Origin of the sequence: Modestobacter sp. I12A-02662 (assembly GCF_041028325.1) — a bacterium.
Lineage (GTDB): Bacteria > Actinomycetota > Actinomycetes > Mycobacteriales > Geodermatophilaceae > Modestobacter.
This window is the reverse complement of sequence record NZ_JABGDE010000009.1, coordinates 79,503-105,419: the sequence shown is the minus strand read 5'-3', so window position 1 is coordinate 105,419 and position 25,917 is coordinate 79,503. Positions and strand designations below refer to the sequence as shown.

25 protein-coding genes and 3 tRNA genes are annotated in these 25,917 nt (G+C 76.1%); 20 read left to right on the top strand and 8 right to left on the bottom strand.

The window, feature by feature from the left end:
• Positions 1-17 precede the first annotated feature (17 nt).
• The 7 genes from HL189_RS14795 to HL189_RS14765 all read left to right on the top strand — a co-directional run bounded on the left by HL189_RS14795 (position 18) and on the right by HL189_RS14765 (position 4,872).
• On the top strand, positions 18-836 hold the full coding sequence (locus HL189_RS14795) for a fumarylacetoacetate hydrolase family protein (protein WP_369134466.1): 819 nt from the start codon (positions 18-20) through the stop codon (positions 834-836).
• Positions 833-2,320, top strand: coding sequence for a glutamate--tRNA ligase (gltX, locus tag HL189_RS14790; RefSeq protein WP_369134465.1), 1,488 nt, complete (start codon positions 833-835; stop codon positions 2,318-2,320). Before HL189_RS14795 ends, gltX begins: the two co-directional genes overlap by 4 nt.
• Positions 2,317-3,708 (top strand): CPBP family glutamic-type intramembrane protease, encoded by a 1,392-nt coding sequence (locus HL189_RS14785; RefSeq protein ID WP_369134464.1) that lies wholly within the window; start codon positions 2,317-2,319, stop codon positions 3,706-3,708. Before gltX ends, HL189_RS14785 begins: the two co-directional genes overlap by 4 nt.
• A 104-nt stretch (positions 3,709-3,812) precedes the next feature.
• Entirely contained in the window at positions 3,813-4,265 is a 453-nt protein-coding gene (locus HL189_RS14780; protein ID WP_369134463.1) for an SRPBCC family protein, read from the top strand.
• A 108-nt stretch (positions 4,266-4,373) separates the two neighbouring features.
• Positions 4,374-4,445 (top strand) — tRNA-Gln (locus HL189_RS14775).
• A gap of 50 nt (positions 4,446-4,495) precedes the next feature.
• A tRNA-Glu gene (locus HL189_RS14770) sits at positions 4,496-4,568 on the top strand.
• A 231-nt stretch (positions 4,569-4,799) separates the two neighbouring features.
• A tRNA-Glu gene (locus HL189_RS14765) sits at positions 4,800-4,872 on the top strand.
• A 114-nt stretch (positions 4,873-4,986) separates the two neighbouring features.
• Here HL189_RS14765 and HL189_RS14760 read toward each other — a convergent pair.
• Positions 4,987-6,096 carry a sulfite oxidase gene (locus HL189_RS14760; RefSeq protein ID WP_369134462.1) on the bottom strand — a complete coding sequence of 370 codons (1,110 nt, stop codon included), beginning with the start codon at positions 6,094-6,096 and terminating at the stop codon, positions 4,987-4,989.
• Positions 6,097-6,115: 19 nt separating this feature from the next.
• Positions 6,116-6,817: an IclR family transcriptional regulator gene (locus tag HL189_RS14755; RefSeq protein ID WP_369134461.1), complete on the bottom strand. Its 702-nt coding sequence runs from the start codon at positions 6,815-6,817 to the stop codon at positions 6,116-6,118.
• Between the two features lie 67 nt (positions 6,818-6,884).
• Between HL189_RS14755 and leuC the strand changes: the two genes are divergently transcribed.
• Together leuC and leuD are read left to right on the top strand one after the other, a co-directional pair.
• Positions 6,885-8,303, top strand: coding sequence for a 3-isopropylmalate dehydratase large subunit (gene leuC, locus HL189_RS14750; RefSeq protein WP_369134460.1), 1,419 nt, complete (start codon positions 6,885-6,887; stop codon positions 8,301-8,303).
• A gap of 2 nt (positions 8,304-8,305) precedes the next feature.
• Positions 8,306-8,902, top strand: a complete 597-nt coding sequence (leuD, locus tag HL189_RS14745) for a 3-isopropylmalate dehydratase small subunit (RefSeq protein ID WP_369134459.1) — start codon at positions 8,306-8,308, stop codon at positions 8,900-8,902.
• A gap of 30 nt (positions 8,903-8,932) precedes the next feature.
• Here the strand turns inward: leuD and HL189_RS14740 are convergent, their stop codons facing one another.
• Genes HL189_RS14740 through cofC form a run of 3 tightly spaced genes read right to left on the bottom strand, consistent with a single transcriptional unit; the run spans position 8,933 to position 12,604 of the window.
• Entirely contained in the window at positions 8,933-9,889 is a 957-nt protein-coding gene (locus tag HL189_RS14740; RefSeq protein ID WP_369134458.1) for an NUDIX domain-containing protein, read from the bottom strand.
• Positions 9,882-11,942: an RNA degradosome polyphosphate kinase gene (locus HL189_RS14735; RefSeq protein WP_369134457.1), complete on the bottom strand. Its 2,061-nt coding sequence runs from the start codon at positions 11,940-11,942 to the stop codon at positions 9,882-9,884. The genes HL189_RS14740 and HL189_RS14735 overlap by 8 nt, the downstream gene beginning before the upstream one ends.
• A 14-nt stretch (positions 11,943-11,956) precedes the next feature.
• Positions 11,957-12,604 carry a 2-phospho-L-lactate guanylyltransferase gene (gene cofC, locus HL189_RS14730; RefSeq protein ID WP_369134456.1) on the bottom strand — a complete coding sequence of 216 codons (648 nt, stop codon included), beginning with the start codon at positions 12,602-12,604 and terminating at the stop codon, positions 11,957-11,959.
• Between the two features lie 101 nt (positions 12,605-12,705).
• Between cofC and HL189_RS14725 the strand changes: the two genes are divergently transcribed.
• From HL189_RS14725 to HL189_RS14695, 7 genes are all read left to right on the top strand, one after another.
• Positions 12,706-14,136 carry a serine hydrolase domain-containing protein gene (locus HL189_RS14725; RefSeq protein WP_369134455.1) on the top strand — a complete coding sequence of 477 codons (1,431 nt, stop codon included), beginning with the start codon at positions 12,706-12,708 and terminating at the stop codon, positions 14,134-14,136.
• Positions 14,133-15,650, top strand: coding sequence for an amidohydrolase (locus HL189_RS14720; RefSeq protein WP_369134454.1), 1,518 nt, complete (start codon positions 14,133-14,135; stop codon positions 15,648-15,650). The genes HL189_RS14725 and HL189_RS14720 overlap by 4 nt, the downstream gene beginning before the upstream one ends.
• Positions 15,651-15,828: 178 nt before the next feature.
• Positions 15,829-16,665, top strand: coding sequence for a lysophospholipid acyltransferase family protein (locus HL189_RS14715; protein ID WP_369134453.1), 837 nt, complete (start codon positions 15,829-15,831; stop codon positions 16,663-16,665).
• Positions 16,662-17,657 (top strand): NAD(P)H-dependent glycerol-3-phosphate dehydrogenase, encoded by a 996-nt coding sequence (locus tag HL189_RS14710; RefSeq protein WP_369134452.1) that lies wholly within the window; start codon positions 16,662-16,664, stop codon positions 17,655-17,657. The genes HL189_RS14715 and HL189_RS14710 overlap by 4 nt, the downstream gene beginning before the upstream one ends.
• 26 nt (positions 17,658-17,683) lie before the next feature.
• Positions 17,684-18,835 (top strand): cystathionine gamma-lyase, encoded by a 1,152-nt coding sequence (locus HL189_RS14705; protein WP_369134451.1) that lies wholly within the window; start codon positions 17,684-17,686, stop codon positions 18,833-18,835.
• A gap of 11 nt (positions 18,836-18,846) precedes the next feature.
• Positions 18,847-19,986, top strand: a complete 1,140-nt coding sequence (locus HL189_RS14700) for a D-alanine--D-alanine ligase family protein (protein WP_369134450.1) — start codon at positions 18,847-18,849, stop codon at positions 19,984-19,986.
• Entirely contained in the window at positions 19,983-20,636 is a 654-nt protein-coding gene (locus tag HL189_RS14695; RefSeq protein ID WP_369134449.1) for a hypothetical protein, read from the top strand. The genes HL189_RS14700 and HL189_RS14695 overlap by 4 nt, the downstream gene beginning before the upstream one ends.
• A gap of 5 nt (positions 20,637-20,641) precedes the next feature.
• Here the strand turns inward: HL189_RS14695 and HL189_RS14690 are convergent, their stop codons facing one another.
• Positions 20,642-21,166 (bottom strand): DUF3515 family protein, encoded by a 525-nt coding sequence (locus tag HL189_RS14690; RefSeq protein ID WP_369134448.1) that lies wholly within the window; start codon positions 21,164-21,166, stop codon positions 20,642-20,644.
• Positions 21,167-21,251: 85 nt separating this feature from the next.
• Positions 21,252-21,485: an Lrp/AsnC ligand binding domain-containing protein gene (locus HL189_RS14685; RefSeq protein ID WP_369134447.1), complete on the bottom strand. Its 234-nt coding sequence runs from the start codon at positions 21,483-21,485 to the stop codon at positions 21,252-21,254.
• An 83-nt stretch (positions 21,486-21,568) separates the two neighbouring features.
• Between HL189_RS14685 and HL189_RS14680 the strand changes: the two genes are divergently transcribed.
• The 3 genes from HL189_RS14680 to HL189_RS14670 are packed head-to-tail and all read left to right on the top strand — an operon-like array spanning position 21,569 to position 23,749.
• Positions 21,569-22,594 carry a thiamine-phosphate kinase gene (locus HL189_RS14680; protein WP_369134446.1) on the top strand — a complete coding sequence of 342 codons (1,026 nt, stop codon included), beginning with the start codon at positions 21,569-21,571 and terminating at the stop codon, positions 22,592-22,594.
• Positions 22,578-23,132 (top strand): GNAT family N-acetyltransferase, encoded by a 555-nt coding sequence (locus HL189_RS14675; RefSeq protein WP_369134445.1) that lies wholly within the window; start codon positions 22,578-22,580, stop codon positions 23,130-23,132. The genes HL189_RS14680 and HL189_RS14675 overlap by 17 nt, the downstream gene beginning before the upstream one ends.
• Entirely contained in the window at positions 23,120-23,749 is a 630-nt protein-coding gene (locus HL189_RS14670; protein ID WP_369134444.1) for an AAA family ATPase, read from the top strand. Before HL189_RS14675 ends, HL189_RS14670 begins: the two co-directional genes overlap by 13 nt.
• 174 nt (positions 23,750-23,923) lie before the next feature.
• Here HL189_RS14670 and rpmB read toward each other — a convergent pair whose 3' ends face one another.
• Entirely contained in the window at positions 23,924-24,115 is a 192-nt protein-coding gene (gene rpmB, locus HL189_RS14665) for a 50S ribosomal protein L28 (RefSeq protein WP_369134443.1), read from the bottom strand.
• Between the two features lie 160 nt (positions 24,116-24,275).
• Between rpmB and HL189_RS14660 the strand changes: the two genes are divergently transcribed.
• Positions 24,276-25,916 carry a DAK2 domain-containing protein gene (locus HL189_RS14660; protein ID WP_369134442.1) on the top strand — a complete coding sequence of 547 codons (1,641 nt, stop codon included), beginning with the start codon at positions 24,276-24,278 and terminating at the stop codon, positions 25,914-25,916.
• Position 25,917: the final 1 nt, after the last annotated feature.

Here is a 25,917-nt window from a genome sequence, read left to right as displayed (position 1 = left end):
GCACGTAATCTCGGGACGTGCGCATCGTCCGCTTCGCCCACCCAGCCGGCATGTCCTTCGGGGTCCTCGACGGGGACGGCCAGGTCGCCCAGATCGAGGGCCACCCGTTCGGGCAGATCTCCTTCACCGGCCAGCGGTTCGCCGCCGCCGACGTCCGGCTGCTCTCGCCGATCCTGCCCAGCAAGGTGGTCTGCATCGGCAAGAACTACGCCGACCACGTCGCCGAGATGAAGGGCGTCACCGGGGACGCGCCCAAGGCGCCGCTGATCTTCCTCAAGCCCTCGACCTCGGTGATCGGCCCCGGCGATGCGATCCGCATCCCGCCCGGCAGCACCAACGTGCACCACGAGGTGGAGCTGGCGGTGGTCATCGGGGCGCGCGGCGCCCGGTCGGTCACCGAGGAGCAGGCGATGGCCAGCGTCTTCGGCTACACGATCGGCAACGACGTCTCCGAGCGGGACATGCAGGTCAGCGACGGCCAGTGGACCCGGGCGAAGGGCTTCGACTCCTTCTGCCCGCTCGGCCCGTGGATCGAGACCGACCTGGCCGGCCTGGGCAAGGACCCGGCGGACCTGGCGATCTCCTGCACCGTGGACGGCGAGCCGCGCCAGTCCGGCCGCACCAGCCAGCTCATCTTCGGCCTGCCGATGCTCATCTCCTACATCTCCCAGGTGATGACCCTGCTGCCCGGGGACGTCGTCCTGACCGGCACCCCGTCGGGCGTCGGCCCGATCGCGCCGGGGCAGCGGGTGGAGTGCACGATCGAGGGGCTGGGGACGCTGACCAACACCGTGTCCGGCGCCGATCGCACCTCCACCGCGGGCGGCAGCCGATGAGCGAGCCGGCGGCGCCCGTCGTCCGGACCCGGTTCTGCCCGTCCCCGACCGGGATGGTGCACGTCGGCCTGCTGCGGACGGCGCTGTTCAACTGGGCCCACGCCCGGCACTGCGGCGGTCGGCTGGTGTTCCGCATCGAGGACACCGACGCCTCCCGCGACTCCGAGGAGTCCTACCAGCACCTGCTGGCCAGCCTGCGCTGGCTCGGGATCGACTGGGACGAGGGCCCCGAGGTGGGCGGCCCGCACGGTCCGTACCGGCAGTCCGAGCGGCACGAGATCTACCGGGACGTGGCCGCGCGGCTGCTGGAGTCCGGTCACGCCTACGAGTCCTACTCCACCAACGAGGAGGTCGACGCCCGCCGGCTCGCCGCCGGGCAGGACCCCAAGCTCGGCTACGACAACGCCGACCGGTTCCTCACCGACGCGCAGAAGGCCGCCTTCCGGGACGAGGGCCGCCTGCCGGTGCTGCGCCTGCGGATGCCCGACGACGACCTCGCCTGGACCGACCTGGTGCGCGGCGAGGTGCGCTTCGGAGCCGGGTCGGTGCCGGACTTCGTCCTCGTGCGCGGCAACGGCGTGTCGCTGTACCCGTTCGTCAACCCGGTCGACGACGCGCTGATGGGCATCACCGACGTGCTGCGCGGCGAGGACCTGCTGCCCTCGACCCCGCGCCAGCTCGCCCTCTACGCCGCGCTCACCGACATCGGCGTCGCGTCGGGCACCCCGCGGTTCGGCCACCTGCCCTACGTCATGGGCGAGGGCACCAAGAAGCTGTCCAAGCGGGACCCGCAGGCGAACTTCGACGTCTACCCCGAGCGCGGGTTCCTGCCCGAGGGGCTGACCAACTACCTGGCGCTGCTGGGCTGGGCGATCGCGGAGGACCGGGACGTGTTCAGCGTCCAGGAGATGGTCGAGGCCTTCGACGTCACCCGGGTCAGCGCCAACCCGGCCCGCTTCGACCTGAAGAAGGCCGAGGCGATCAACGCCACCCACCTGCGCGCGCTGCCGGTGGAGGAGTTCATCCGCCGGGTCGTGCCCTTCCTGGCGGGCGCCGGGCTGGTCACCGACCCGCCGACCCCCGAGCAGGCCGCCGTGCTCACCGCGATCGCGCCGCTCGCCCAGGAACGGATGATCGTGCTGTCCGACGCCGTGGGGCTGCTCGGCTTCCTCTTCACCGACGAGGTGCAGATCGACCCGGCCGCCGCGGAGAAGCAGCTCGGCGCCGGCGCCGTCGAGGTGCTCGACGCCGCCAGCACGGCGCTCACCGCGCTGCCCGACTGGTCGACCCCGGCCATCGAGTCGGCGCTGAAGGAGGCGCTCGTCGAGGGCCTCGGGCGCAAGCCGCGGCAGGCGTTCGGTCCGGTGCGCGTGGCGGTCAGTGGCCGGACGGTCTCCCCGCCGCTGTACGAGTCCATGGAGCTGCTCGGCCGGGAGCGCACGCTCGCCCGCCTGGCGGCCGCCCGCGGGACCGCGAGCGCGTGACCGGGGCAGGCTGGCCCGGCCCGTGGACCGGCCGGCCGGTGAACGGCGCGGGGGTGGCCTGGGGCGGCCTGCCGTACGCGGCACGGCCGGACGCCGGCCGGCCGGACGCCGTGCAGCCGGACGCCGTGCAGCCGTACGCCGGCCCGCCGGCGACCGCCCGCTACGGAGCACCCCCGCAGGTGCCGATCGGGATGCCGGCCGGGCCACCGCCCGGCGCCGTCCCCGGCCCGCCCGCGACCGGCACCCGCGGACGGCGGGCACCCCGGCCGGTGACGCCGCCCGGGGCACCGCCGTTCGACACCCCGCAGTCCTACCCGTTCCTCATGCGGGCCCGGGACTGGGCGTGGTGGCGGCCGGTGCTGGGGCTGCTGCTGTTCGGCGTCGTCTACACCGTCGCCTCGGTCGTGGTGGTGCTGGTGGCGCTGGTCACCGGCATCGGGCCGGACCTGGCGTTCGTCGACCTCACCGACCCCTGGGTGCTGCTGGTCACGAACTCCTCGCTGATCGTCGCGATCCCCATCGTCTGGCTGTGCTGGGCGGTGCCGCACGGCCTGCGGATCGGCTGGTCCTCCTCGGTGCTCGGGCGGCTGCGCTGGCGGCTGTTCCTGCCCTACACCTGGCGCGCCCTGGCCACGCTGGGGGCCGGGATCGCCATCTCGGTGGGGCTCTCGCTGCTGACCGACGAGCCGATCACCGGACCGGTGCCCGCGCTCGGCTGGCTGCTGCTGGTGGTGGTCCTCACCACACCCCTGCAGTCGGCGGCCGAGGAGTACGTGTTCCGCGGGTACCTCAGCCAGGCCATCGCCGCCTGGACCCGCGCACCGCGGGCGGGGCCGGTGGTCGCCGCCGTGTCCACCGCCGCGCTGTTCTCCTCGGCGCACCTCCCCCCGGACTTCCTGACCTTCTTCGACCGGTTCGTGTTCGGGCTGGCCGCCTCCGCGGTCGTGTCGCTGACCGGCGGGCTCGAGGCGGCCATCGTGCTGCACGCGGTGAACAACGTGCTGGTCTTCGTGATCGCCGGCCTGCTCGGCGACGGCGCCGACACCGACGCGACCCTGACCGGACTGGAGGGCCTGCTGGTCGTGGGGCTGGACGTGCTCGCGATGGGCGCCTACGTCGCGCTGGTGGCGCGGTCCCGGTCCCGGGTCCGGCCCGAGCTGCGCAGCCCCGCCGTCGACCTGCGGCGCGGGCTCCCCGCGGCGTCGCCGGGCGGGACGCAGGTCCCCGTCGGGGCGCCGGCGGCGGACCCGATGGGCCACGCCGGTGCGCTCCCGGCGGGATCCCCGTACGCCGCGCCCGCAGGCGCGTGGCCGCGCCCGGCGCCTCCGGGTCCACCGCCGCCCGACCCGCGCTGGAGCCGGACCGGCGACGGCGACCGGGGGGCGTGACGGCGCGCGCGGGCACCCTCGGTGCGGAGGTCTCGTCGTCCCCCGGTGGCAGTGGCCACGCCGCCGTCCGGGGCGGTACCGGGACCCGAGGGAGTGGGGCAGCGATGCAGGACGTGGAGGTCCGCCGGCACGTGGCGGCGACGGTGCAGCGGGTCTGGGACGTGGCGACCGACCTCGCCGGGTCACCGCAGGTGATCCGGGGGATCGACGCGGTCGAGGTGCTGACGCCGGAGTCCTTCGGCGTCGGGACGCGCTGGCGGGAGACGCGGACGATGATGGGCCGGTCGGCGACCGAGGAGATGACGGTGACCGCGGTGGAGCCGCACCGGTCCTACCGGGTCGAGGCGGCGAGCCGGGGCGCCCACTACGTGTCGACGTTCGCCGCCGCCCCGTCCGACGACGGCGGGACGGACGTGACGATGACCTTCGGCGGTCGCCCGACGAGCACGGTGGCGCGGGTCCTCGGGGCGGTCACGGCGCCGCTGGGACGCCGCGCCGTGACCAAGGCGCTGGAGCAGGACCTCGACGACATCGCGGCTGCCGCCGAGCGGGCCTGACCCGGCCCGACCGCCGAGGCTCCGAAGCGGAGGCACCACCCCCGTGCGGACCCGCTCCGGGCATCGGGTACAGTTCTGTACCAGCGCCGCGAGGTGCAGCACGGCCCTTGGGGTATGGGGTAATTGGCAGCCCGACGGTTTCTGGTTCCGTTAGTCTAGGTTCGAGTCCTGGTACCCCAGCGAGGAAGCACCATCTCCTCCAGCACGACCTGCGCTCCGGCGCAGCGCACGGCCCCGTCGTCTAGCGGCCCAGGACGCCGCCCTCTCACGGCGGTAGCGAGGGTTCGAATCCCTTCGGGGCTACGCGATGCGAGAGCCCCCGGCCCACCAGGCCGGGGGCTCTCGGCGTTCCCGGGCACTGCACGGCGCCCGACGCCGAGGTGGAGCCGTCGGACCGACCGGAGGGCCGGGCCGTGCCACGGCCCACCCGACGGTGGGGGCGCTCGACCCCCGGGCAGCGGCCGGCTCCAGCCGCTGCCCGGGGGCCCGTCACGTCCGCCGGAGGGGTCGTGGCATCATCGGTGCCGCACGCACGGCCCCGTCGTCTAGCGGCCCAGGACGCCGCCCTCTCACGGCGGTAGCGAGGGTTCGAATCCCTTCGGGGCTACCCGTGGCAGAGCCCCCGGCCCACCCGGCCGGGGGCTCTCGTCGTCCCCGCCCCTGGTCGCTGCGGGGTCCGCCCGGTTGCTCCGGCCCGCCGTTGCGGGAGCCAACTTCTTGCTCAGGCCTCCAGCACGGTGACCGGCACCCGCTGCACCAGCGTGTTCGCCATGCCCTGCCGGTTCCACTGCTGCTCCACGGGCTGGGTCTCGCCAGTGGCGTCGGTGGCCCGCACCAGCAGCTCCGCGGACCCGGGCCGGGCGTCCCAGGAGGCGGTCCAGGCGCGCCAGGCGAAGGGGTGCCCCGGATCGGCGGGGGCGAGGTCGGCGTCGGCCCAGGTCGCGCCCCCGTCCGTGCTGACCTCGACCCGGGTGACCGGTGCCTGGCCCGACCACGCCCGCCCGGTCAGCGCGACGGCACCGGCCCGCACGAACCGCTCGCGGGTCATGAAGTCCGGCCAGCCCGGCGGGGTCATCAGCGCCCGCGGCCGGATCCGGGTCACCGGCTCGCCGGGGTCGTCCGCGTCGACCTTCACCCGGTACGCCGTGGCGTTCTGGTAGCCGGTGAACGGCTCCTCGAGGACCTCGATGCAGGTCAGCCACTTCACGTGCGCCATGCCGTACCAGCCGGGGACGACCAGCCGCAGCGGCGCCCCGTGCTGCGGCGGCAGGGGCGCGCCGTTCATCGACCAGGCGAGGAGGACGTCCGGGCGCAGGGCCTCGGCCAGCGGGAGGCCGCGGGCGTAGTCCTGCTCGACACCCCGCTCGACCCCGTGGTCGGCGCCGGTGAAGGCCACGTCGACCGCGCCGGGGGAGACCCCGGCCTCCTCCAGCAGCGGCGCCAGCGGCGTGCCGCCCCACTCCGCCGTCCCGACCGCCTCCAGCAACCACGGTTGGCTGACCGGCCGCGGCTCGTAGCGGGCCCGGCCGTTGCCGGCGCACTCCAGCAGCACCCGGGCCGATGCGGCCGGCCGCGCCTGCAGCTCGGCGAGGGTCAGCCGCAGCGGCCGCGCGAGGGCGCCGGTGACCTCCAGCGTCCAGGTGGCCGGGTCGACGGCGGGGATGTCGAAGTGCGTCAGCACATAGTGCAGGCCCGGCGGCGTGACGTCGTAGCGTAGGGCCTCGAGCGGCAGTCCGTGGTTGCGGGTGGCCAGGGCCAGCTCGTCCAGCCCGATGCCCTCACCCGGGTCGGCGACGCGCGCCCGGCCCCGGTCGGTCTCCGTGGCGGTCATGGGACCAGTCTGGCCCTCACTAGCGGGCCGCGCGGGAGATGGCGACGGCGGCCTCCAGGACGGCGCTGACCACCTCGGGGCTCGGTCGCCGCCCCAGCCGCTCGATCGGCCCGGAGATGGACACCGCGCCCAGCACGCCGCCCGAGCCGTCCCGGACGGGGGCGGACAGCGAGGCGACCCCGGGCTCGCGCTCGGCGATGCTGTGCGCCCAGCCCCGCCGGCGGACGTCGAGCAGCGTGCGGGCGGTGAAGCTCGCCGAGGGGAGCAGGCCGGTGACCTCGTCGGCGGGGGCGAAGGCCAGCAGGGCGTGCGCCGCGGACCCGGCGGTCAGCGGCAGCCGCGCGCCCACCGGGACGGTGTCGCGCAGCCCGTGGGCCCGTTCGGCGGCGGCGATGCAGACCCGGCTGCCGCCGTCGCGCACGTAGAACTGGGCGCTCTCGCCGGTGGCGTCCCGCAGGGTGGGCAGGTGCCGGCCGGCGAGCTCGGCGAGGTCCGCGCCACCCCGGCCCAGCTCGGCCAGGCCCGGTCCGGGCGCCCAGGCGCCGGCGGCGGTGCGGCGCAGCATCCGGTGGCCCTCCAGTGCGGTGGCGAGCCGGTGGGCCGTGGCCCGGGGCAGCCCGGTGCGGACGACCAGCTCGGCGAGGCTGGCCGGCTCGTCGGCCACCGCACGGAGGATGGCCACGGCTTTGTCCAGCACGGCAACGGGGTTAGGCTGTCCCACGCAGCAATACTCTCATCTCACTGTCTGAGACGGCAAACGAGATGGGCCGGACCCGAGGAGGACAGCCGTGGGCAGCACCCTGGCGCAGAAGGTGTACGAGCAGCACGTCGTCCGGCGTACGGCGGGGGAGCCCGACCTGCTCTACATCGACCTGCACCTCGTGCACGAGGTCACCAGCCCGCAGGCCTTCGACGGGCTGCGCGCCGCCGGGCGCACGGTCCGCCGCCCGGACCTGACGATGGCGACCGAGGACCACAACGTCCCGACGCTGGACGTCCTCGCCCCGATCGCCGACCCGGTCAGCCGGGCGCAGGTCGAGGCGCTGCGGCGCAACACCGCCGAGTTCGGCATCCGGCTGGCCCCGATGGGCGACCGCGACCAGGGCATCGTGCACGTCATCGGGCCGCAGCTGGGCCTCACCCAGCCGGGCATGACGATCGTCTGCGGCGACAGCCACACCTCCACGCACGGCGCGTTCGGCGCGCTCGCCTTCGGCATCGGCACCAGCGAGGTCGAGCACGTGCTGGCCACCCAGACCCTGCCGCAGCACCCGGCCAAGCAGATGGCGGTCACCGTCGACGGCGAGCTGCCCGCCGGCGTCTCGGCGAAGGACATCATCCTGGCGGTCATCGCCGAGATCGGGACCGGCGGCGGCCAGGGGCACGTCATCGAGTACCGCGGCAGCGCGATCGAGGCGCTGTCGATGGAGGCCCGGATGACCATCTGCAACATGTCGATCGAGGCCGGCGCCCGGGCCGGGCTGATCGCCCCGGACCAGACGACCTTCGACTTCCTGGAGGGCCGCCCGCACGCCCCGCAGGGCGCCGACTGGCAGGCCGCCGTGGCGCACTGGCGCACCCTGCGCTCGGACGACGACGCCGTCTTCGACCGCGAGGTGCACATCGACGCGGCGTCCCTGACCCCCTACGTCACCTGGGGCACCAACCCCGGGCAGGGCCTCCCGATCGGCGAGCGGGTGCCGGACCCGGCGCAGATCGCCGACGAGAGCGAGCGCCGGGCCGCGGAGTCCGCGCTGGCCTACATGGGCCTGACCGCGGGCACGCCGCTGCGCGCGATCGAGGTGGACACCGTCTTCCTCGGCTCGTGCACCAACGGCCGGATCGAGGACCTGCGGGTCGCGGCCGAGATGCTGCGCGGGAAGACCATCGACCCGCACACCCGGATGCTCGTCGTCCCCGGCTCCGTGGGGGTCAAGCAGCAGGCCGAGGCCGAGGGCCTGGACCGGGTGTTCCTCGAGGCCGGAGCCGAGTGGCGCGGCGCCGGCTGCTCGATGTGCCTGGGCATGAACCCCGACCAGCTGAAGCCGGGCGAGCGCTCGGCGTCGACCAGCAACCGCAACTTCCAGGGCCGGCAGGGCAAGGGCGGGCGCACCCACCTGGTCTCCCCGGCGGTGGCCGCGGCGACCGCGCTCACCGGGCGGCTGACCGCGCCCTCCGACCTGACCGACGTCCCCGCTGGAGTCTGACCATGGATGCCTTCACCACGCACACCGGCACCGCCGCGCCGCTGCGGCGCAGCAACGTCGACACCGACCAGATCATCCCGGCCGAGTACCTCAAGCGGATCACCCGCACCGGCTTCGAGGACGGGCTGTTCGTCGCCTGGCGCACCAACGAGCCGGACTTCGTGCTCAACCAGCCGCAGTACGCCGGCGCCTCGATCCTGGTCGCCGGCCCGGACTTCGGCACCGGCTCCTCCCGTGAGCACGCCAACTGGGCGCTGCTCGACGGCGGCTTCCGGGTCGTGATCAGCTCCCGCTTCGCCGACATCTTCCGCAACAACTCGACCAAGTCCGGGCTGCTGACGGTCATCCTCCCGCAGGACCAGGTCGAGGCGCTGTGGGCCGCGATCGAGGCCGACCCCGCCCTGCCGGTGACGGTCGACCTGCAGGCGAAGGAGGTCCGGTACGGCAGCACGGCCGTGCCGTTCGACATCGACGACTACGTCCGCTGGCGGCTGCTCGAGGGGCTCGACGACGTCGGCCTCACCGAGCGGCACCTGGACGACGTCGCGGCGTTCGAGGCGCAGCGGCCGGCCTGGCTGCCGACGACGCTCCCCGCCTGAGGGCCCCTGTGGAGGGGTCCTCTCGCCGGATCAGCGCTGGTGCGGGAGGGCGGCCTCTGGTGCCGGGGGACGGCGGGCCGGGGCGGCCGGGTCGGGCTCGAAGTCGCGGTAGTAGTCGGCGGCCAGCGCGCCCGGGCGCCCGCCGAGCGCCCACACGCTGCCCTTCGCCGCCGGCGGCCACAGCGGCCCGGCGGTGCCCTGCCAGCGCACACCCAGGCTCATGAGCACCGAGGGGATCGCGCCGCCCTGGCTGGAGACGACGACCGGGCCGCCGTCGTCGGAGAGCAGCAGCTCCTCCACGACGGCCAGCCCGGCGTGCGGATCGGCGGTGAACCCCTTCTCGCCGAGCTCGGGCAGCTCGCCGACCGGCAGCCCCATGGCCTCCGCGAGCGGCTCGAGGGTCGACCGGCAGCGGGTCGGCGGCGCGCTGAGCAGCCGGGCCGGCCCGAACACTGGCAGCACCCGGGCCAGCGTCTCCGCCTGCTCGCGGCCGCGGCGGTCCAGCGGCCGCTCGTGGTCCGGGCCGTCCCAGTCGCTGCGGTCCCCGGCCGAGGCGTGCCGGACCAGCAGCAGCCGGGGCGCCCGCGGCAGGTCGGCCCGGGCGAGGTCGGCCAGCACCTCCCGGTCGTGCTCGTGGGTGAGCAGCGCGGCGGCCTCCGGCACCGGCAGCCAGCGCAGCTCGTCGACCTCGCTGTTCGGGCTGAAGGCCCCGTCGACGACCTGCATGAGCCAGTAGTCGACCCGCTTGACGCCGTTCCGGACCGGATAGCGGGTCTGCACGCTGCGCCGGCCCACGACCGCCGCCAGGCCGGTCTCCTCGCACACCTCGCGCACCGCCGCGGGCAGCGCGTGCTCACCGGCGTCGAGCTTGCCCTTGGGCAGCGACCAGTCGTCGTACTTGGGACGGTGGACCACCGCGGTCTCCAGCGTGCCGTCGTCCGTGGTGCGCCACAGCACCCCGCCCCCGGCCGGGATCAGGTCAGGCACCGGTGTCCCCGCGGTGCGCGATCTGCTCGCGGTGGTAGTCGCGGTCCCCGGTGCGGGTCCAGGTGCCGTCGCCGGCCAGCTGCCAGCTGCGCACGTCCGGCGCCAGGGCCGCGTCGAAGGTGTGCTGCAGCTGCCGCTGGGCGACCGGGTCGGTGACCCGCAGCAGCACCTCGACCCGGCGGTCGAGGTTGCGGTGCATGAGGTCGGCGCTGCCCAGCCACCACTCCGGCGTGCCGGCGTTGGCGAAGTTCATGACCCGCGAGTGCTCCAGGAACCGCCCGACGATCGACCGCGCCCGGATCGTCTCCGACAACCCCGGCACGCCCGGTCGCAGCGCGCAGATGCCACGGATGAGCAGCTCGATCGGGACACCGGCCCGGGACGCCTCGTACAGCGCGTCGATGATCTCCTCGTCCACCAGGGAGTTCACCTTGATCCGGATGCCGGAGGGCCGGCCCTCGCCGGCGTGGCGCGCCTCCCGGCGGATCCGCTCGACCAGCCCGGTGCGGACGCCGTGCGGCGCCACCAGCAGCGACCGGTAGGTCGTCTGCCGCGAGTAGCCGGTGAGGGTGTTGAACAGGTCGGTGAGGTCGGCGCCGACCCGCGCGTCGGCGGTCAGGACGCCGAGGTCCTCGTAGATGCGGGCGGTCTTGGGGTTGTAGTTGCCGGTCCCGATGTGGCAGTAGCGGCGGAGCATCCCCTGCTCCATGCGGACGACGAGGGCCGTCTTGCAGTGCGTCTTGAGCCCGACCAGGCCGTAGACGACGTGGCAGCCGGCGCGCTCCAGCGAGCGGGCCCAGCTGATGTTGGCCTCCTCGTCGAAGCGCGCCTTGATCTCCACGAGGACGACGACCTGCTTGCCGGCCTCGGCCGCGTCGATGAGCGCGTTCACGATCGGCGAGTCGCCGGAGGTGCGGTACAGCGTCTGCTTGATCGCCAGCACGTTCGGGTCGGCGGCGGCCTGCTCGATGAAGCGCTGCACGCTGGTGGCGAAGGAGTCGTAGGGGTGGTGCACCAGCACGTCGCCCTCGCGCAGCGTGGCGAACACGCTCTTCGGCGTCTCGCCCTCGGACAGCCGCGGGTGGGTGGCCGGCACGAACGGCTCGTCCTTGAGCTCGGGACGGTCGAGGTCGTACAGCGCCATCAGCGAGGCGAGGTCGAGCAGGCCGGGGACGGAGACCACGTCGCCGCGGTGGATCTCCAGCTCCGAGACGAGGACGTCGAGGATCTGCGGGTCGATCGACTCGGTGACCTCCAGCCGCACCGCCGGCCCGAACCGCCGCCGGGCCAGCTCGCGCTCCAGCGCCTGCAGGAGGTCCTCGTCGCGGTCCTCCTCGACCTCCATGTCGGCGTTGCGGGTGACCCGGAACAGGTGGTGGTCCAGCACGTCCAGCCCGGGGAACAGCTGCTGCAGGTGGGCGGCCATCAGGTCCTCGAGCGGCAGGAACACCGCCTGCGAGTCGACCGGCCCCACCGGGATGAACCGCGGCACGTTGTTGGGCACCTTCACCCGGGCGAAGCGCGGGGCGCCGGTCTCCGGGTCGCGCACCGAGACGGCGAGGTTCAGCGACAGCCCGCTGATGTAGGGGAAGGGGTGCGCCGGGTCGACGGCCAGCGGGGTGAGCACCGGGAAGACCTGGTCCCGGAAGTACTCGCGCAGCCGCGCGGCCGCGGCGTCGTCCAGGTCGGCCCAGTGGACCAACCGGATCCCGTGCTCCTCCAGCCGGGGGGCGACGTCCTTCTCGAAGACGTTGGCGTGCCGGTGCACGAGGTCCTGGGTGCGTTCGGTGACCCGGGCGAGCTGCTCGCGGATGGTCAGCCCGTCGGCTGAGCGCACGGTCAGGCCGGTGCTCTGCCGGCGCTTGAGACCGGCGATCCGCACCATGAAGAACTCGTCGAGGTTGCTGGCGAAGATCGACAGGTACTTGACCCGCTCGAGCAGCGGCAGGGTGTCGTCCTCGGCCAGTTCCAGGACCCGGGCGTTGAAGTCGAGCCAGGAGACCTCCCGGTTCAGGAACCGGTCGGCAGGCAGCGGTGCGGTCGCTTCGGGCACGCGTCGATCCTGCCTCACCCGGGTGTCCGGCAGGTGACATCGAGGAGCTGCCCGGTGCGCGGCCCGACGCCGAGGGCGGCGGCGGTGCGCAGGTCGGACGGCGTGTCCACGTCGCGGCGCAGCCCCGGCCAGCTCCCGGCCAGCGGGACCGCCCCGCCGGCCGCGTGCGCCGCCGCGGAGTGCGGGCCGTAGCGGGGGCCCAGCTCGCCGGCCGTGACGCACAGCAGCGTCGTCCCGGTGCCGTCGGCGTCGGCCACGAAGCTCCGCCGGTGTCCCGCGGCCGCCGCGAGGGCCTCCGCCAGCTCCGCCGGCCGGAGCGCGGGCAGGTCGGAGTTCAGCGCCGCGACCGCGTCCGCGCCGGCGGCGCGGGCCGCCAGGGCGCCGTGCGCCAGCGCCGGGTTGAGCCCGGCGCCGGGCTCGTCGCGGACCGTGCGGGCGCCCAGCGCGGTGACGACGGCGGCGGCGCGCGGATCGTCGGTGACCACCAGGACCCCGGCGACCGCGGGGCAGTCCACCGCCGCGGCGACGGTGTCGGCGAGCAGGGCCAGGACCAGCTCGTGGTGCCGGCCGGCCGCGGCCGGCCCCAGCCGGGCGGTCACCGGCGTCAGCCGTGTCTTGGCCTCCGCGAGCCGCTTCGCCGGGACGACGACCCACCACTCCACCCCTGGACCTCAGCACACCCGCCCCGGCCCGGGGTCGGGGCCCGTCGGGCGGCACGTCAGGATCACGGTGTCCCGCCCGCGCGACGAGGAGCTGTCCGCCGATGCCCCGCACCCCCGACCAGGTCGCCGACGTGGCGGCCGAGGCCGCGCCGTACCTGGAGTCCTGGCTGGAGCACCAGCGGCGGCGGCTGCGCGTCCCCGGGGTCCAGGCCGCCGTCCGGGTGGGGGACCGCGTGGTGCTGGACACCGCGCTGGGCCTGGCCGACGAGACCACCGGGGAGGAGCTGACCCGCGGGCACCTGTTCCGGATCGCCTCCCACTCCAAGACCTTCACCGCCACCGCCGTCCTGCAGCTGGTCGAGCAGGGCCGGATGCGGCTGGACGACCCGATCGGCCAGTGGGTGCCCGCGCTGGCCGAGCGGGCACCGGCGGTCGCCGCGGTCACCGTCCGCGAGCTGCTGGGCCACCAGGCCGGCATGGTCCGGGACGGCGGGGACAACGACTTCTGGCAGCTGCTGCACCCGTTCCCCGACGAGCAGGGGCTGCTGGCCACGGCGACCGCCGGGGACGCGCTGACCTTCGGGCGCAACGAGCACTTCAAGTACTCGAACGTCGGGTACTCGCTGCTCGGCCTCGCGATCGAGGCGGTGACCGGGAAGCGGTACGCGGAGCACCTGCGGCACGCGGTGGTCGACCGGCTGGGGCTGGCCGACACCGGGCCGGAGTGGGACCCCGCCCGGGCTGCCGACTACGCGGCCGGGCACACCGGCCTGCTCGGCGGGGAGGCCACCCGGCTGCGCATCCCGCACGTCGACACCCGGGCCATGGCGGCGGCGACCGGCTTCTACTCGACCGCCCGGGACCTCACCACCTACGGCGCCGCGCACTTCACCGGCGACGAGACGCTGCTGTCCGACGCGGGCAAGCGGCTGATGCGGCGGCCGGAGTCGGAGGTGCGGGCGCACGGCACGGAGCCGCGGCACTACGGCCTCGGGTTCGACCTGGACACCGTGGGGGAGCGCCGGCTGGTCGGGCACAGCGGCGGGTACCCCGGCCACATCACCCGCACCTGGCTCGACCCGGACGCCCAGGTGGTGGTCAGCGTGCTGACCAACTGCGTCGACGGCCCGGCCGACGTGCTGGCCCGCGGCCTGCTCGCGCTGCTCGACCTGGCGCTGGCCGCACCGGAGCCCGCGGCGGCGGCGCCGGACCCGGCGGACCTGGCGCGGTTCACCGGGCGGTGGGCGAGCCTGTGGGGCGTGCTCGACGTCGCCCTGCTCGGCGGCCGGCTGGTGCTGCTCCACCCCGGCCTGCCGACGCCGGACGAGGACTGGCTGGAGCTGACGGTCGAGGACGGGTCCACGCTGCGCCAGGAGTCGGCCGCCGGGTTCGGGTCGCCCGGGGAGGCAGTCGAGTACACGTGGGGTCCCGACGGCACGGCCACCGAGGTGCGGTTCGGCGGCCTGACCACGTGGCCGGTCGACGCGTTCCTGGCCCGGCGGGCCGAGCAGGTCGCCGGGCCGCCGCGGTGAGCGGGTTGCTGCTGCGCCACGCCCGCCTGGGCGCCGCCGTCCGCGACGTGCTGCTCGCCGGCGGGCGGGTGGTGGCCGTCGCCGACGACCTGCCGACCGCGCGGGGGCTGGACGGCCTGCCGGGCGGGACGGCGGTGGTCGAGATGGACGGCGCCACCCTGCTGCCCGGGCTGCGCGACGAGCACGTCCACCTCCAGCAGGAGGCCGAGAACCGCCGGCGGATCGACGTGACCGCCGCCCGGTCGCCGGCGGAGGCGGCCGCGCTGGTCGCCGCCGCGGTGGGCGAGGACGCCGGGGACCTCCTCGTCGCCCGGGGCTTCCGGGACGCCCTGTGGACCGAGCCCGCCGACGCCGCGGTCCTCGACGCGGCACTGCCCGGCCGGCCGGTGGTCCTGGTCAGCGCCGACCTGCACACCGCCTGGTGCAGCACGCCCGCGCTGCGGCGCCTGGGCCTGCCCGAGGACTCCGGCGTGCTGCGCGAGCAGGAGGCCATGGCCGTGTACGCCCGGGCCGGGCAGGTCAGCGCCGACGTGCTGGACGGCTGGGTGCTGGAGGCGACGGACGCGGCGGCGGCCCGCGGGGTGACCGCCGTGGTCGACCTGGAGTACGACGACCTGCTCGGCGCCTGGGCCCGCCGGGCCCGCCGGCGGGAGGGTGGGCCCGCGGTGCGGGTCCGCGCGGGGTTCTGGGAGGACCACCTGGAGCGGGTCCTGGCCGCCGGCCTGCGCAGCGGGGACCCGCTGCCCGGCGTCCCGGACCCGGTGGCCGCCGACCGGGTGCGCGTCGGGCCGCTGAAGCTCTTCGTCGACGGCTCGCTGGGCACCCGCACCGCCTACTGCCACCGGCCCTACCCCGGGGTGGCCGGACCTGAGGCCCACGGCGTGCTCCGCACGCCCCCGGACCGGCTGGAGGAGCTGCTGCGCCGGGCCGGCGCGCACGGCCTGGACCTGGCGGTGCACGCCATCGGCGACCGGGCGACGGCGATCGCGCTGGACGGCTTCGCCGCCGCGGCGTGCACCGGGCGGATCGAGCACGCCCAGCAGGTGTGCCCGGCGGACCTGCCGCGCTTCGCCGAGCTGGGGGTCGTGGCCAGCGTGCAGCCGCGGCACGCCCTCGACGACCGGGACGCCGCCGACCGGCACTGGTCCGGCGCCACGGGGCACGCCTTCCCGTACGGGGCGCTGGTCGCCGCGGGGGCGGAGGTGGTGCTCGGCTCGGACGCCCCGGTGGCGCCGCTGGACCCGTGGGACGCCGTCGCCAGCGCCGTCCACCGCTCGCTGGACGAGCGGGGTGCCTGGCACCCGGAGCACTCCCTGGAGCTGGCGGTCGCGCTCGCGGCGGCCAGCGGCGGACGGCGGGCGGTGCGGGTGGGGGACGCCGCCGACCTCGTCGTCGTCCCGGAGCCCCCGGCCGACGTGCTGGCCCGGGACGGCGCCGCCGGGCTGCGGGCGACCCAGGTGCTCGGCACGCTGGTCGCCGGTCGCTGGACCCACCGGAGTGCGTCGCTCGGCTGACAGCCCCGGGAGCATCGCAGCGAGTAACGAGCGAGGAGCGGACCGGGGCGCGGAAGCCGACCAGTGCGGCACCGCGCTGACCGGGGGCGCGTGCGGGCCCGGCCGGGGCGGAGGGCACGATCATGGTCCGGGCGACCCGCGCCGGGCGGGGCCGCGCTCCGACGGAAAGAGGTGCCAGGTGCCGCACGACGTGCCACCCGTCCGGGCTCCCGGGCCAGCAGCCGGGGAGGCGCCGACCCGGCGCCCGCCGCACCGGCTGACCCGCCGCCCGGTCTCCCTGGCGCTGTGGTGCTGCGTCCTGGTCGTCTACCCGTTGACCGTGCTGCTCTTCCGGCTGCGCTACCGGCACGCCGAGCGGGTGCCGGCCACCGGTCCGGTGCTGCTCGTGGCCAACCACGTCTCGGTGCTCGACCCGCTGGCCTGCGCCCGGCTGGTCTGGGACGCCGGCCGCGCACCGCGCTTCCTGGCCAAGGACGCCGTCTTCCGGGGGCCTGCGGGCACGCTGCTGCGGGCGGCCGGCCAGATCCCGGTGTCCCGCGGGTCGAGCACGGCCAGCAGCTCGGTGTCCGCGGCCCGGGAGGCGCTGGAGGCCGGGGACCTCGTGGTCATCTACCCCGAGGGCACGGTCACCCGCGACCCGGACTGGTGGCCGATGCAGGCCCACACCGGGGTCGCCCGGATGGCGCTGACGACCGACGCGGTGGTCCTCCCGGTGGCCCAGTGGGGCCCTCAGCGGGTGCACGACTACCACGCCCGGGCGTGGCACCCCCGGCTCCGGGCGCCCGCCGAGTTACTGGTCGGCGAGCCGGTCGACCTGTCCGCGCACCGACCCCGCGTCCGGGCCGGGGAGCCGGTGACCAACGAGCTGCTCCGCGAGGTGACCGACCTGGTCATGACGCGGGTGCGCGACCAGCTGGCCGAGCTCCGCGGCGAGCAGCCGCCGGCGGTCTTCCACCCGCGCCCCCCGCGGCCGCTGCCGGGGACCGGGTCGCCCGCCGCCGGGGGGGCCTCGTGACCCGGGTGGCCGTCCTGGGGGCGGGCTCCTGGGGGACCACCTTCGCGAAGGTGCTCGCCGACGCCGGCTGCTCGGTGACCCTGCACGCCCGGCGCCCCGAGCTGGTCACCGCGATGGCGGCGACCCGGGAGAACGGGGAGTACCTGCCTGGCGTGCGGCTGCCCGACGCCGTCCGGCCGACCGGCGACGCCGGGGAGGCGCTCGAGGACGCCGACGTGGTGGTCCTCGCGGTGCCGAGCCAGACGCTGCGGGAGAACCTCACCGGCTGGGCGCCGCTGCTGCCCCCCGACGCGACCCTGCTGTCGCTGATGAAGGGCGTGGAGCTGGGCACCACCAAGCGGATGAGCGAGGTGATCCGCGAGGTCACCGGCGCCGGCGCCGACCGGGTCGCCGCGCTGTCCGGGCCGAACCTGGCCCGGGAGATCGCCGACGAGCAGCCCGCCGCGACGGTGATCGCCTGCACCGACACGGACCGGGCCGAGACGCTGCAGGCGGCCTGCCACACCCGCTACTTCCGGCCGTACACCAACCCCGACCTGGTCGGTTGCGAGCTGGGCGGGGCGCTGAAGAACGTCATCGCGCTGGCCGCCGGGATCGCCGAGGGGCTGGGCTACGGCGACAACACCCGGGCATCGCTGATCACCCGCGGGCTCGCCGAGACCGCCCGGCTGGGGGTCGCGCTGGGCGCGGAGCCGAGCACCTTCGCCGGTCTGGCCGGGCTCGGCGACCTGGTCGCCACCTGCTCGTCCCCGCTGTCCCGCAACCGCACCTTCGGCGAGAAGCTGGGCCGCGGGATGACCGTGGCCGAGGTGCAGCGGACCACCCGGCAGACCGCCGAGGGCGTGGGGACCTGCCGGTCGGTGCTCGACCTCGCCCGGGCGCACGACGTCTACGTGCCGATCACCGAGGCCGTGGTGCGGGTCTGCCACGAGGGCGAGTCGGCGGCGCAGATGGTCCGGGAGATCATGTCCCGGGAGGCCAAGCCGGAGTGACGGCCCCCGTACCGACAGGAGGCCGCGTGACCACCACTGACCCGACCGTGCCGATGGGCGACGGGACCCGCCTGGTGCACGCCGGCGACGAGCCCGTCGTCCCGGGCACCCCGCTGCGCCCCTCACCGGTCTTCGCCGCCCCCTACCACCTGGGGGATCAGCCCCCGGGGGAGTTCGGGTACGCCCGGCCGGACAACCCGACGCTGCGGGTGCTGGAGCGGGCGATCGGTGAGCTGGACGGCGGGGACTGCCTGACCTTCGCCACCGGCATGGCCGCGATCAGCTCCGCGGTGCTGGCCGTCGCCGGCCCCGGTGACCGGGTCGTGCTGCCCTCGGACGGCTACTACACGACCCGGGTGCTGGCCCGCGACGAGCTCGAGCGCCTCGGCCTGCGGGTGGAGCTGGTGCCCACCCTGGGAATCGAGGCGGTGGCCGCCCGCGGCGACCTGGACGGCGCCCGGCTGGTGATGCTGGAGACCCCGAGCAACCCGCAGCTGGACGTGTGCGACATCGCCGCCGTCGCTCGCGCCACGCAGGCCGCCGGGGCGGTGCTCGCCGTGGACAACACCACCGCCACCCCGATCGGGCAGCGCCCGCTGGAGCTGGGCGCCGACCTGGTCGTGGCCGCGGACACCAAGGCCCTCACCGGGCACAGCGACGTTCTGCTGGGCCACGTCAGCACCGCACGCACCGAGCGCGGCCGCGAGCTGGCCGCGCGCCTCGCCGCCTGGCGGAAGACCACGGGCAACCCGCCCGGGCCGTTCGAGGCGTGGCTGGCCCACCGGTCGATGGGCACCCTGGACCTCCGGCTGGCCCGCCAGGCGGCCAACGCCGCCGCCGTGGCCGAGGTCCTGGCCGGGTCGCCGGCCGTGCGCGGGGTGCGCTGGCCGGGCCGGCCGGAGGACCCGTCCTACGCGCTGGCCCAGCGGCAGATGCTGCGGCAGAACGGCGTCGTCTCCGCGGAGCTCGCCGACTCCGACGCCGTCGCCCGGCTCGTGCGGGCCAGCCGGTTGCTCGTCGCGGCCACCAGTTTCGGCGGCATCCACACCACCGTCGACCGGCGGGCGCAGTGGGGCGGGGACGCCGTCCCGGCCGGCTTCGTGCGGTTCTCCTGCGGCATCGAGGACACCGCCGACCTGGTCGCCGACCTGGAGCGGGCCCTCGCGGCGCTCGGCTAGGGTTCGCGGCGATGACGGGGACAGCGCGCAGGACCAGGGTGGCGGTCGTCTTCGGGGGCCGCAGCGCCGAGCACGCCATCTCGTGCGTGTCGGCCGGCAGCGTGCTCGCCGCCCTGGACCCCGGGAAGTACGACGTCGTGCCGGTGGGCATCACCCGCGACGGCCGGTGGCTCCTCACCGACGGCGACCCGCGGCGGCTGGCGATCACCGACGGCGTGCTGCCCGAGGTCACCGAGGGCACCCCGGTCTCCCTGGTCGGCGACCCGGCCGGCCGCGGCCTCGCCGAGCTCGGGCCCGGCTCGGCGATCGGCCGGCTCACCGAGGTCGACGTCGTCTTCCCGGTGCTGCACGGCGCCTTCGGCGAGGACGGCACCATCCAGGGCCTGCTGGAGATGTCCGGGCTGCCCTACGTCGGCTCCGGGGTGCTCTCCAGCGCCGCGTCGATGGACAAGGAGTTCACCAAGAAGCTCCTGGCCACCGCCGGCATCCCGCAGGGCGACCACGTCGTGCTGCGGGACGCCAGCGGCGCGCTGTGCCCCGACCCCGCGGTGCTCGACCAGGCCGCCCGCGAGCGGCTGGGCCTGCCGGTGTTCGTCAAGCCCTCCCGGGCCGGGTCGAGCATCGGCATCACCCGGGTCACCGACTGGGCGCAGTTCCCCGCCGCGGTGGCCACCGCCGCCGCGGTCGACCGCAAGGTGGTCGTGGAGGCCGCCGTCCCGGGGCGGGAGGTGGAGTGCGGCGTGCTGGCCCGGCCCGGCGCCGCGGTGCCGGACGCCAGCCTGCCCGCGGAGATCCGGCTGCGCCCGGGCACCGACTGGTACGACTTCGACGCCAAGTACCTCGACGACGCCGTCGACTTCGACGTGCCCGCCGGGCTCACGCCCGAGCAGACCGCGGCGGTGCAGGAGATCTCCCGGCGGGCGTTCCTGGCGCTGGACTGCCGGGGCCTGGCCCGGGTCGACTTCTTCCTCGGCACCGACCCGCGGACCGGCGCCGACCGCTGGGTGGTCAACGAGGTCAACACGATGCCCGGCTTCACGCCGATCTCGATGTTCCCGCGGATGTGGGCGGCGTCGGGGGTGAGCTACCCGGAGCTGGTCGACCGGCTGGTGGCCAGCGCGCTCGACGGCGTCGCCCCGGCCGCGGGGTGACACCCCCGCTCGGCTCCGGTGCCGCGGTGCTGCTGCTGGCGCTGGCGTGCACCGGGTGCACGTCCGTCGCGGAACCCGCCGAGCCGGCGGTGCGCAGCGCGGCGACGGCGGCGCTGCCGACCGACGCCGGGGAGCTGGAGGAGCTGCTGCTCGACGAGGTGCCCTCCGGGCTGCCCCGGGTGGCCGACGACGAGCTGGACCCGCCGGCGGGGGAGAAGAGCGCCGACGACGTCGCCGCCTACGCCGAGGACGACGCCGCGCACCAGGAGGAGGTCCTGGGCCAGTACGGCTACCTGCGCGGCTGGGAGCGCTTCTGGCGCGGGGACGACGCGCTCACCACCGTCTTCCTCGACCAGTTCGACGACCCCGGTGGAGCCGCCACCTACGCCGAGGACCTCGCCCGCAACGACGCAGAGCACTACGGCGGGCAGCTGGACCGGTCCCCGGCCGGGCTGCCCGCGGACTGCGTGCTGATGACGGTGGAGCAGCCGGACCCCGCGCACGGCATGGCGGGCCCGGCGGTGTTCAGCTGGTGCGGCCGCGGGGTGTTCACGGTGTCGGTGGCGGCCGTGCGGCCCGGCATGGAGGACGCGCGCGCCGAGGTGGCGGCCGTCGTCGCCGAGCAGCTGGAGCGGCTGCCCCCGACCTGACGCCGTCAGCCGCCCGCGGGGGTGGGCTCGGTGTAGGGCAGGGCCGTCGCGATGACCGTGCTCAGCGCGGTGGGGCCGGCGCTGTCCTGGTCCAGGGGCACGCGGACCTCCACCGGCACGACGCGGTCGACCGTCGTCCACACGACGTCCTCGGGGTCGGTGGTGTCCACGAACCACTCCACGCCGGAGACGACGATCGTCCCGGCGCCGACCGTGTAGCCGGCCGGCGGCGCCACCCCGCAGACCAGGACGATCGCCGGGTCCCCCCACGCGTAGGCGTAGGGGGAGTCCGAGCGGACCATCCGCGAGGGCTCCCCGGCGAGCTCGGGCGGGAGCTGCTGCATGAGCACCGGGCAGGCCAGCTCGGCGGCCGGGGTCACCTCGGGGGTGTCGACGTCCAGGGTCGGCAGGTCCTCGCGCCCGGCGGACGGGGTGCCGGCGACGTCGGCCACCGGATCGGTCCCCTCGCCGGCGTCCGGGCGCAGCACGTTGACCAGGACCAGCAGGGCGACGACGACCGGCACCAGCACCGCGACCGCGATCAGCGCCGGCCGCCGGAGCGGGTCACGGCCCGGTGCGGGGTCGGTCGTCCCCGGGGCGTGCGTGCTCAGGAGCTCAGATGTTGACGACGGGGCAGGTCAGCGTGCGGGTGATCCCGTCGACCGACTGGACGCGGGCGACCACCAGCCGGCCCAGCTCGTCGACGGTGCTCGCCTCGGCACGCACGATGACGTCGTAGGGCCCGGTGACGTCCTCCGCCTTCGTCACGCCGGCGATCTCGCTGATGCTCGCGGCGACCGCGGCTGCCTTGCCGACTTCGGTCTGGATCAGGATGTAGGCGTGGACCACGGGCTGACCTTCCTCGGGCGTCGTCACACGGGCGACGGCTACGTGTGCGACCGGCAACGTACCCCAGCGACCGGAGGCGCCCGGTGAGTCGGCCCCGGCCCCTGGTGCCCCGGCCCGACCCGGCGGACACCGTCGGCGTCGTCGGGGAGTTCGGCGTCATCAGCCGGGTGACCGCGAGAGCGGGCACCGCGCGGCTGGCCGAGGTCGGCCCCGGCGACGACGCGGCGGTGCTGCGCACCCCCGACGGCCGGGTGGTCGCCTGCACCGACGTGCTCGTGGAGGGCCGGCACTTCCGCCGCGACTGGTCCTCCGCCGAGGACGTCGGCCACAAGGCCGCGGCGGCGAACCTCGCCGACGTGGCCGCGATGGGCGCGGTCCCGACCGCCCTGCTGGTCGGGCTGGCCTGCCCGGCCGACACCCCGGCGGCGTGGCTGGAGGGCGTGGCGGCGGGCATGGCCGCGGAGTGCGCGCCGTTCGGCGCCGCCGTGGTCGGCGGCGACACCGTGGCCAGCGCCGCCGACTCGGGCGCCGTCGTGCTGTCGGTCACCGCTCTCGGGGACCTGGGCGGGCGGGCGCCGGTGACCCGGGGCGGCGCGCGGCCCGGGGACGTCGTGGCGGTGGTGGGCCGGCTGGGCTGGTCGGCGTGCGGCCTGGCCGTGCTGCGCCGCGGGTTCACCTCGCCGGCCGCGGCGGTGGCCGCGCACCGCCGGCCGACCCCGCCCTACGCCGACGGCCCCGCGGCCGCGGACGCCGGCGCCACCGCCATGTGCGACGTCAGCGACGGCCTGCTGGCCGACGTCGGCCACCTGGCCGCGGACTCCGGGGTGCGCATCGACCTCCGTCGCGCGGCCCTGACCGGCACCTTCATCACCGGCCCGCTGCCCCAGGTGGCCGCGGCGCTCGGCGGTGACCCGCTGGCCTGGGTGCTCACCGGCGGCGAGGACCACGCGCTGGTCGCCACCTTCCCGCCGGGCGCGGAACTCCCGGAGGGATGGACCATGATCGGGGACGTGCACGACGGCGAGCCGGGCGTGCGCGTCGACGAGGTGCCCGCCCGGCAGGTGGCGGCCGAGCTGGGGGAGGCGACCGGGCATGCCCACTTCCGCTGACGGGTCCGTGCCGGGAACGCCGGAGCTCGGCCCGGTCCGGCTGCGGCGGGTGGGCTACGACGACCCGGTCGCCCAGCACCTGGTGGAGCGGGTGCAGCAGGAGTACGTCCTCCGCTACGGCGGTCGGGACGCCTCCGCCGTCGACCCGGCCGAGTTCACCCCGCCGCTGGGGCTGTTCCTCGTGGCCGAGGTGGACGGCGTCGCGGCCGGCTGCGGCGGCTGGCGGGTGCACGACGCCGGACGCGGGGTCGTGGAGCTCAAGCGGATGTACGTGGAGCCGGCCTTCCGCCGGCGGGGGGTCGCCGGCCTGGTGCTCAGCGTTCTGGAGCGCAGCGCGGCCGCCGCCGGGCACCGGCACCTGGTGCTCAACTCGGGGGACAGGCAGCCGGAGGCGCTGGCGCTCTACGTCCGCAGGGGGTACACCCCGGTGGCCGGGTACGGCGTCTACGCCGAGGCGCCCGGTGCGGTGTTCCTGGGCCGGGACCTGCCGAGTGGCGGCGCGGCCGCCGGGGACGAGGAGGACGCATGGGCGTCGTGACGGTGTCGGCGTCCTTCGGGGCGGGCGGGGCGGAGATCGCCCCCGCCGTCGCCGAGCGGCTCGGCCTGCCCTTCCACGACCGGGTCATCCCCGCCCAGGTGGCGGCCCGGCTGGGGGTGCCGCTGCCGGAGGCGGAGGCCAACGACGAGACGGTCACCCGGGGCCTGTGGCGCCTGGTGACCTCCCTGGGCACCATGCCGGACCCGGTCGGCGGGGTGCTGCCCACCAGCACGCTGCCCGACGAGCGGGCCTACCGGGTGCAGACCGAGCGGGTGCTGGCCGAGATCGCCGCCGGGCCCGGTGGGGTGGTGCTCGGCCGGGCCGCGGCGATGGTGCTGCGCGACCGGCCGGACGTGCTGCACGTCCGGCTCGACGGCCCGCGGGACCGGCGGCTGGCCGCCGCCGCGGCCTCCACCGGCCGGCCGGAGGCGGAGCTGCGCCGGGAGCAGGAGGCCGCCGACGCCGCGCGGATGGCCTACGTGCGGCACTTCTACCGCTGCGACCCCGCGGAGACGCGGCACTACCACCTCGTGGCCGACAGCACGGTCCTGCCGCGGGACGTGGTGGTGGAGCTGGTCGTCATCGCCGCCCGCGCCCGGGGCATCGGCGCCTTCTGACGCGGGTCCGGGGCGCGGGGGCCGCACGCACGGGACCCCGGAGACCGCACGGGACCCCGGAGACCGTCAGGCCTCCGGGGTCCCGGACCCGGCCGTCGCCGGGTGGAGATCAGTGATGGCCCCTGCAGGGGCCCGCCGCGAGCTGGCGAGTGGCGGGGGGCAGGGGGTCCTTCCTCAGGCCCGCGCGACCTTGCCCGCGCGGATGCACGAGGTGCACACGTTCATCCGCTTGCGGCCGCCACCGGCGAGCACCGCCCGCACGGACTGGATGTTCGGGTTCCACCGGCGCGGCGTGCGGCGGTGCGAGTGCGACACCGACATACCGAAACCGGGGCCCTTGGCACAGACATCGCACACGGCAGCCACGGTGGATCACTCCCAGAAAGTCGTTCGACTGAAGTCGTCGGCCGCGCGGTCGGTCGACACCAGGCACACCAGTGCCTCCACGCAGGCTCCGGAACACTGTAACCCCTCGTCCGGGCGGCTGTCAGACCCGCCCGGGCGACGGCGCCCTGGTGTGACGTGCGTGACGGCGGTCGTGTCGGTGCCCGCAGGTACCCTCCGGCACGTGCTGGTGGCGCTGGACGAGGCCGCGGTGGGCCGCTGGAGCCGCGCCGTCGTCGACACCCTGACCCGGGCCCGTCCCCGCCTCGACGAGCTCAACGTGTTCCCCGTGCCCGACGGCGACACGGGCACGAACCTGCTCCTCACCGCCGAGGCCGGGGACGCCGCGCTGGCGACCTCGGACGGCTCGGCCGAGTCGCCGTGGGTGGTGCTCGCCCGGGGCGCGGTGCTGGGCGCCCGGGGCAACTCCGGGGCCATCCTCGCCCAGCTGCTGCGCGGACTGGCCGACGACCTGGCCGGGGTGGCCCGCGTCGACGGCCGGGTGTTCGCCCGGGCGCTGGCCGGCGCCGCCCGCACCGCCTACGGCGCGGTCGCCGATCCGGAGGAGGGCACCTTCCTCACCGTCGCGCGGGCCGGGGCCGAGTCCGCGGTCGCCGCGGTGGAGCAGGGGCGTGCCGCGCTGGCCGAGGTCGTGCGGGCCGCCGCCGAGGGGGCGATGGCGGCGCTGGAGGCCACCCAGGGCCAGCTCGCCGCGCTGCGAGAGGCCGGCGTCGTGGACGCCGGTGGCGCCGGGTGGTGCCTGGTCCTCGACGCGCTGGTCGGCACGGTCACCGGCGAGCAGCCGGACCGCCCGCCGCTGCGGCCCGCGCCGCACGCCCGGGTCCGGACGCTCCCGCCGGCCGCGCCGGCGCCCGGCCCCGGCAGCGAGGTCCAGTTCCTGCTCGCCGACTCCGACGAGGACGCCGTCGCCCGGCTGCAGCGCGGGCTGGCCGAGCTGGGCGACTGCCTGGTCGTCGTCGGTGTCGACACCCCCGGCGGGCGCGAGTGGAACGTGCACGTGCACGTCGCCGACGTCGGCGCGGCCATCGAGGCCGGCATCGAGGCGGGGCGGCCGCACCGCATCTCGGTCACCCCGCTGGCGCCGGTGCGGGTGCCGGCGGCCACCCCCGGCGTCCGCGCCGTCGTCGCCCTGGCCTGCTCCGCCGGTCTCGGGCAGCTGTTCGCCGGCGAGGGGGTCACCGTGGTCACCACCCCGGTCGGCGAGGTCACCGAGGACGCCGTGCTGGCGGCCGTGCTGGGCGCCGGCGCCGAGCAGGTCGTGCTCCTGCCCAACCACCCCGACGTGCTGACGCTCACCGCCCGGGCCGCCGAGCGGGCACGGGACGAAGGGCGCGACGTGGTGGTCGTGCCCACCCGGGCCGCGGTGCAGGGCCTGGCGGCGCTCGCCGTCGCCGACCCCACCCGCCGGTTCGGGGACGACGTCGTCGCGATGGCCGAGGCCGCCGCCGCGACGCGCTGGGGCGAGGTCACCGTTGCCGAGCACGAGGCGCTGACCTCCGCGGGCCGCTGCCGGCCGGGCGACGTCCTCGGGGCGGCGGACGGCGACGTCGTCGTCATCGGCGCCGACCCGCTGACCGTCGGCACCGACCTGCTGGGCCGGCTGCTGTCGGCCGGCGGCGAGCTGGCCACCGTGGTGGTCGGCGAGCACCAGGACCTCGGCGACGCGGTCTGCGCGTACCTGGCCACCGCGCACCCCACGGTCGAGGTCACCCGCTACGCGGGCGGTGCCGGGGCGGTTCCCCTGCTGGTGGGGGTTGAGTGAC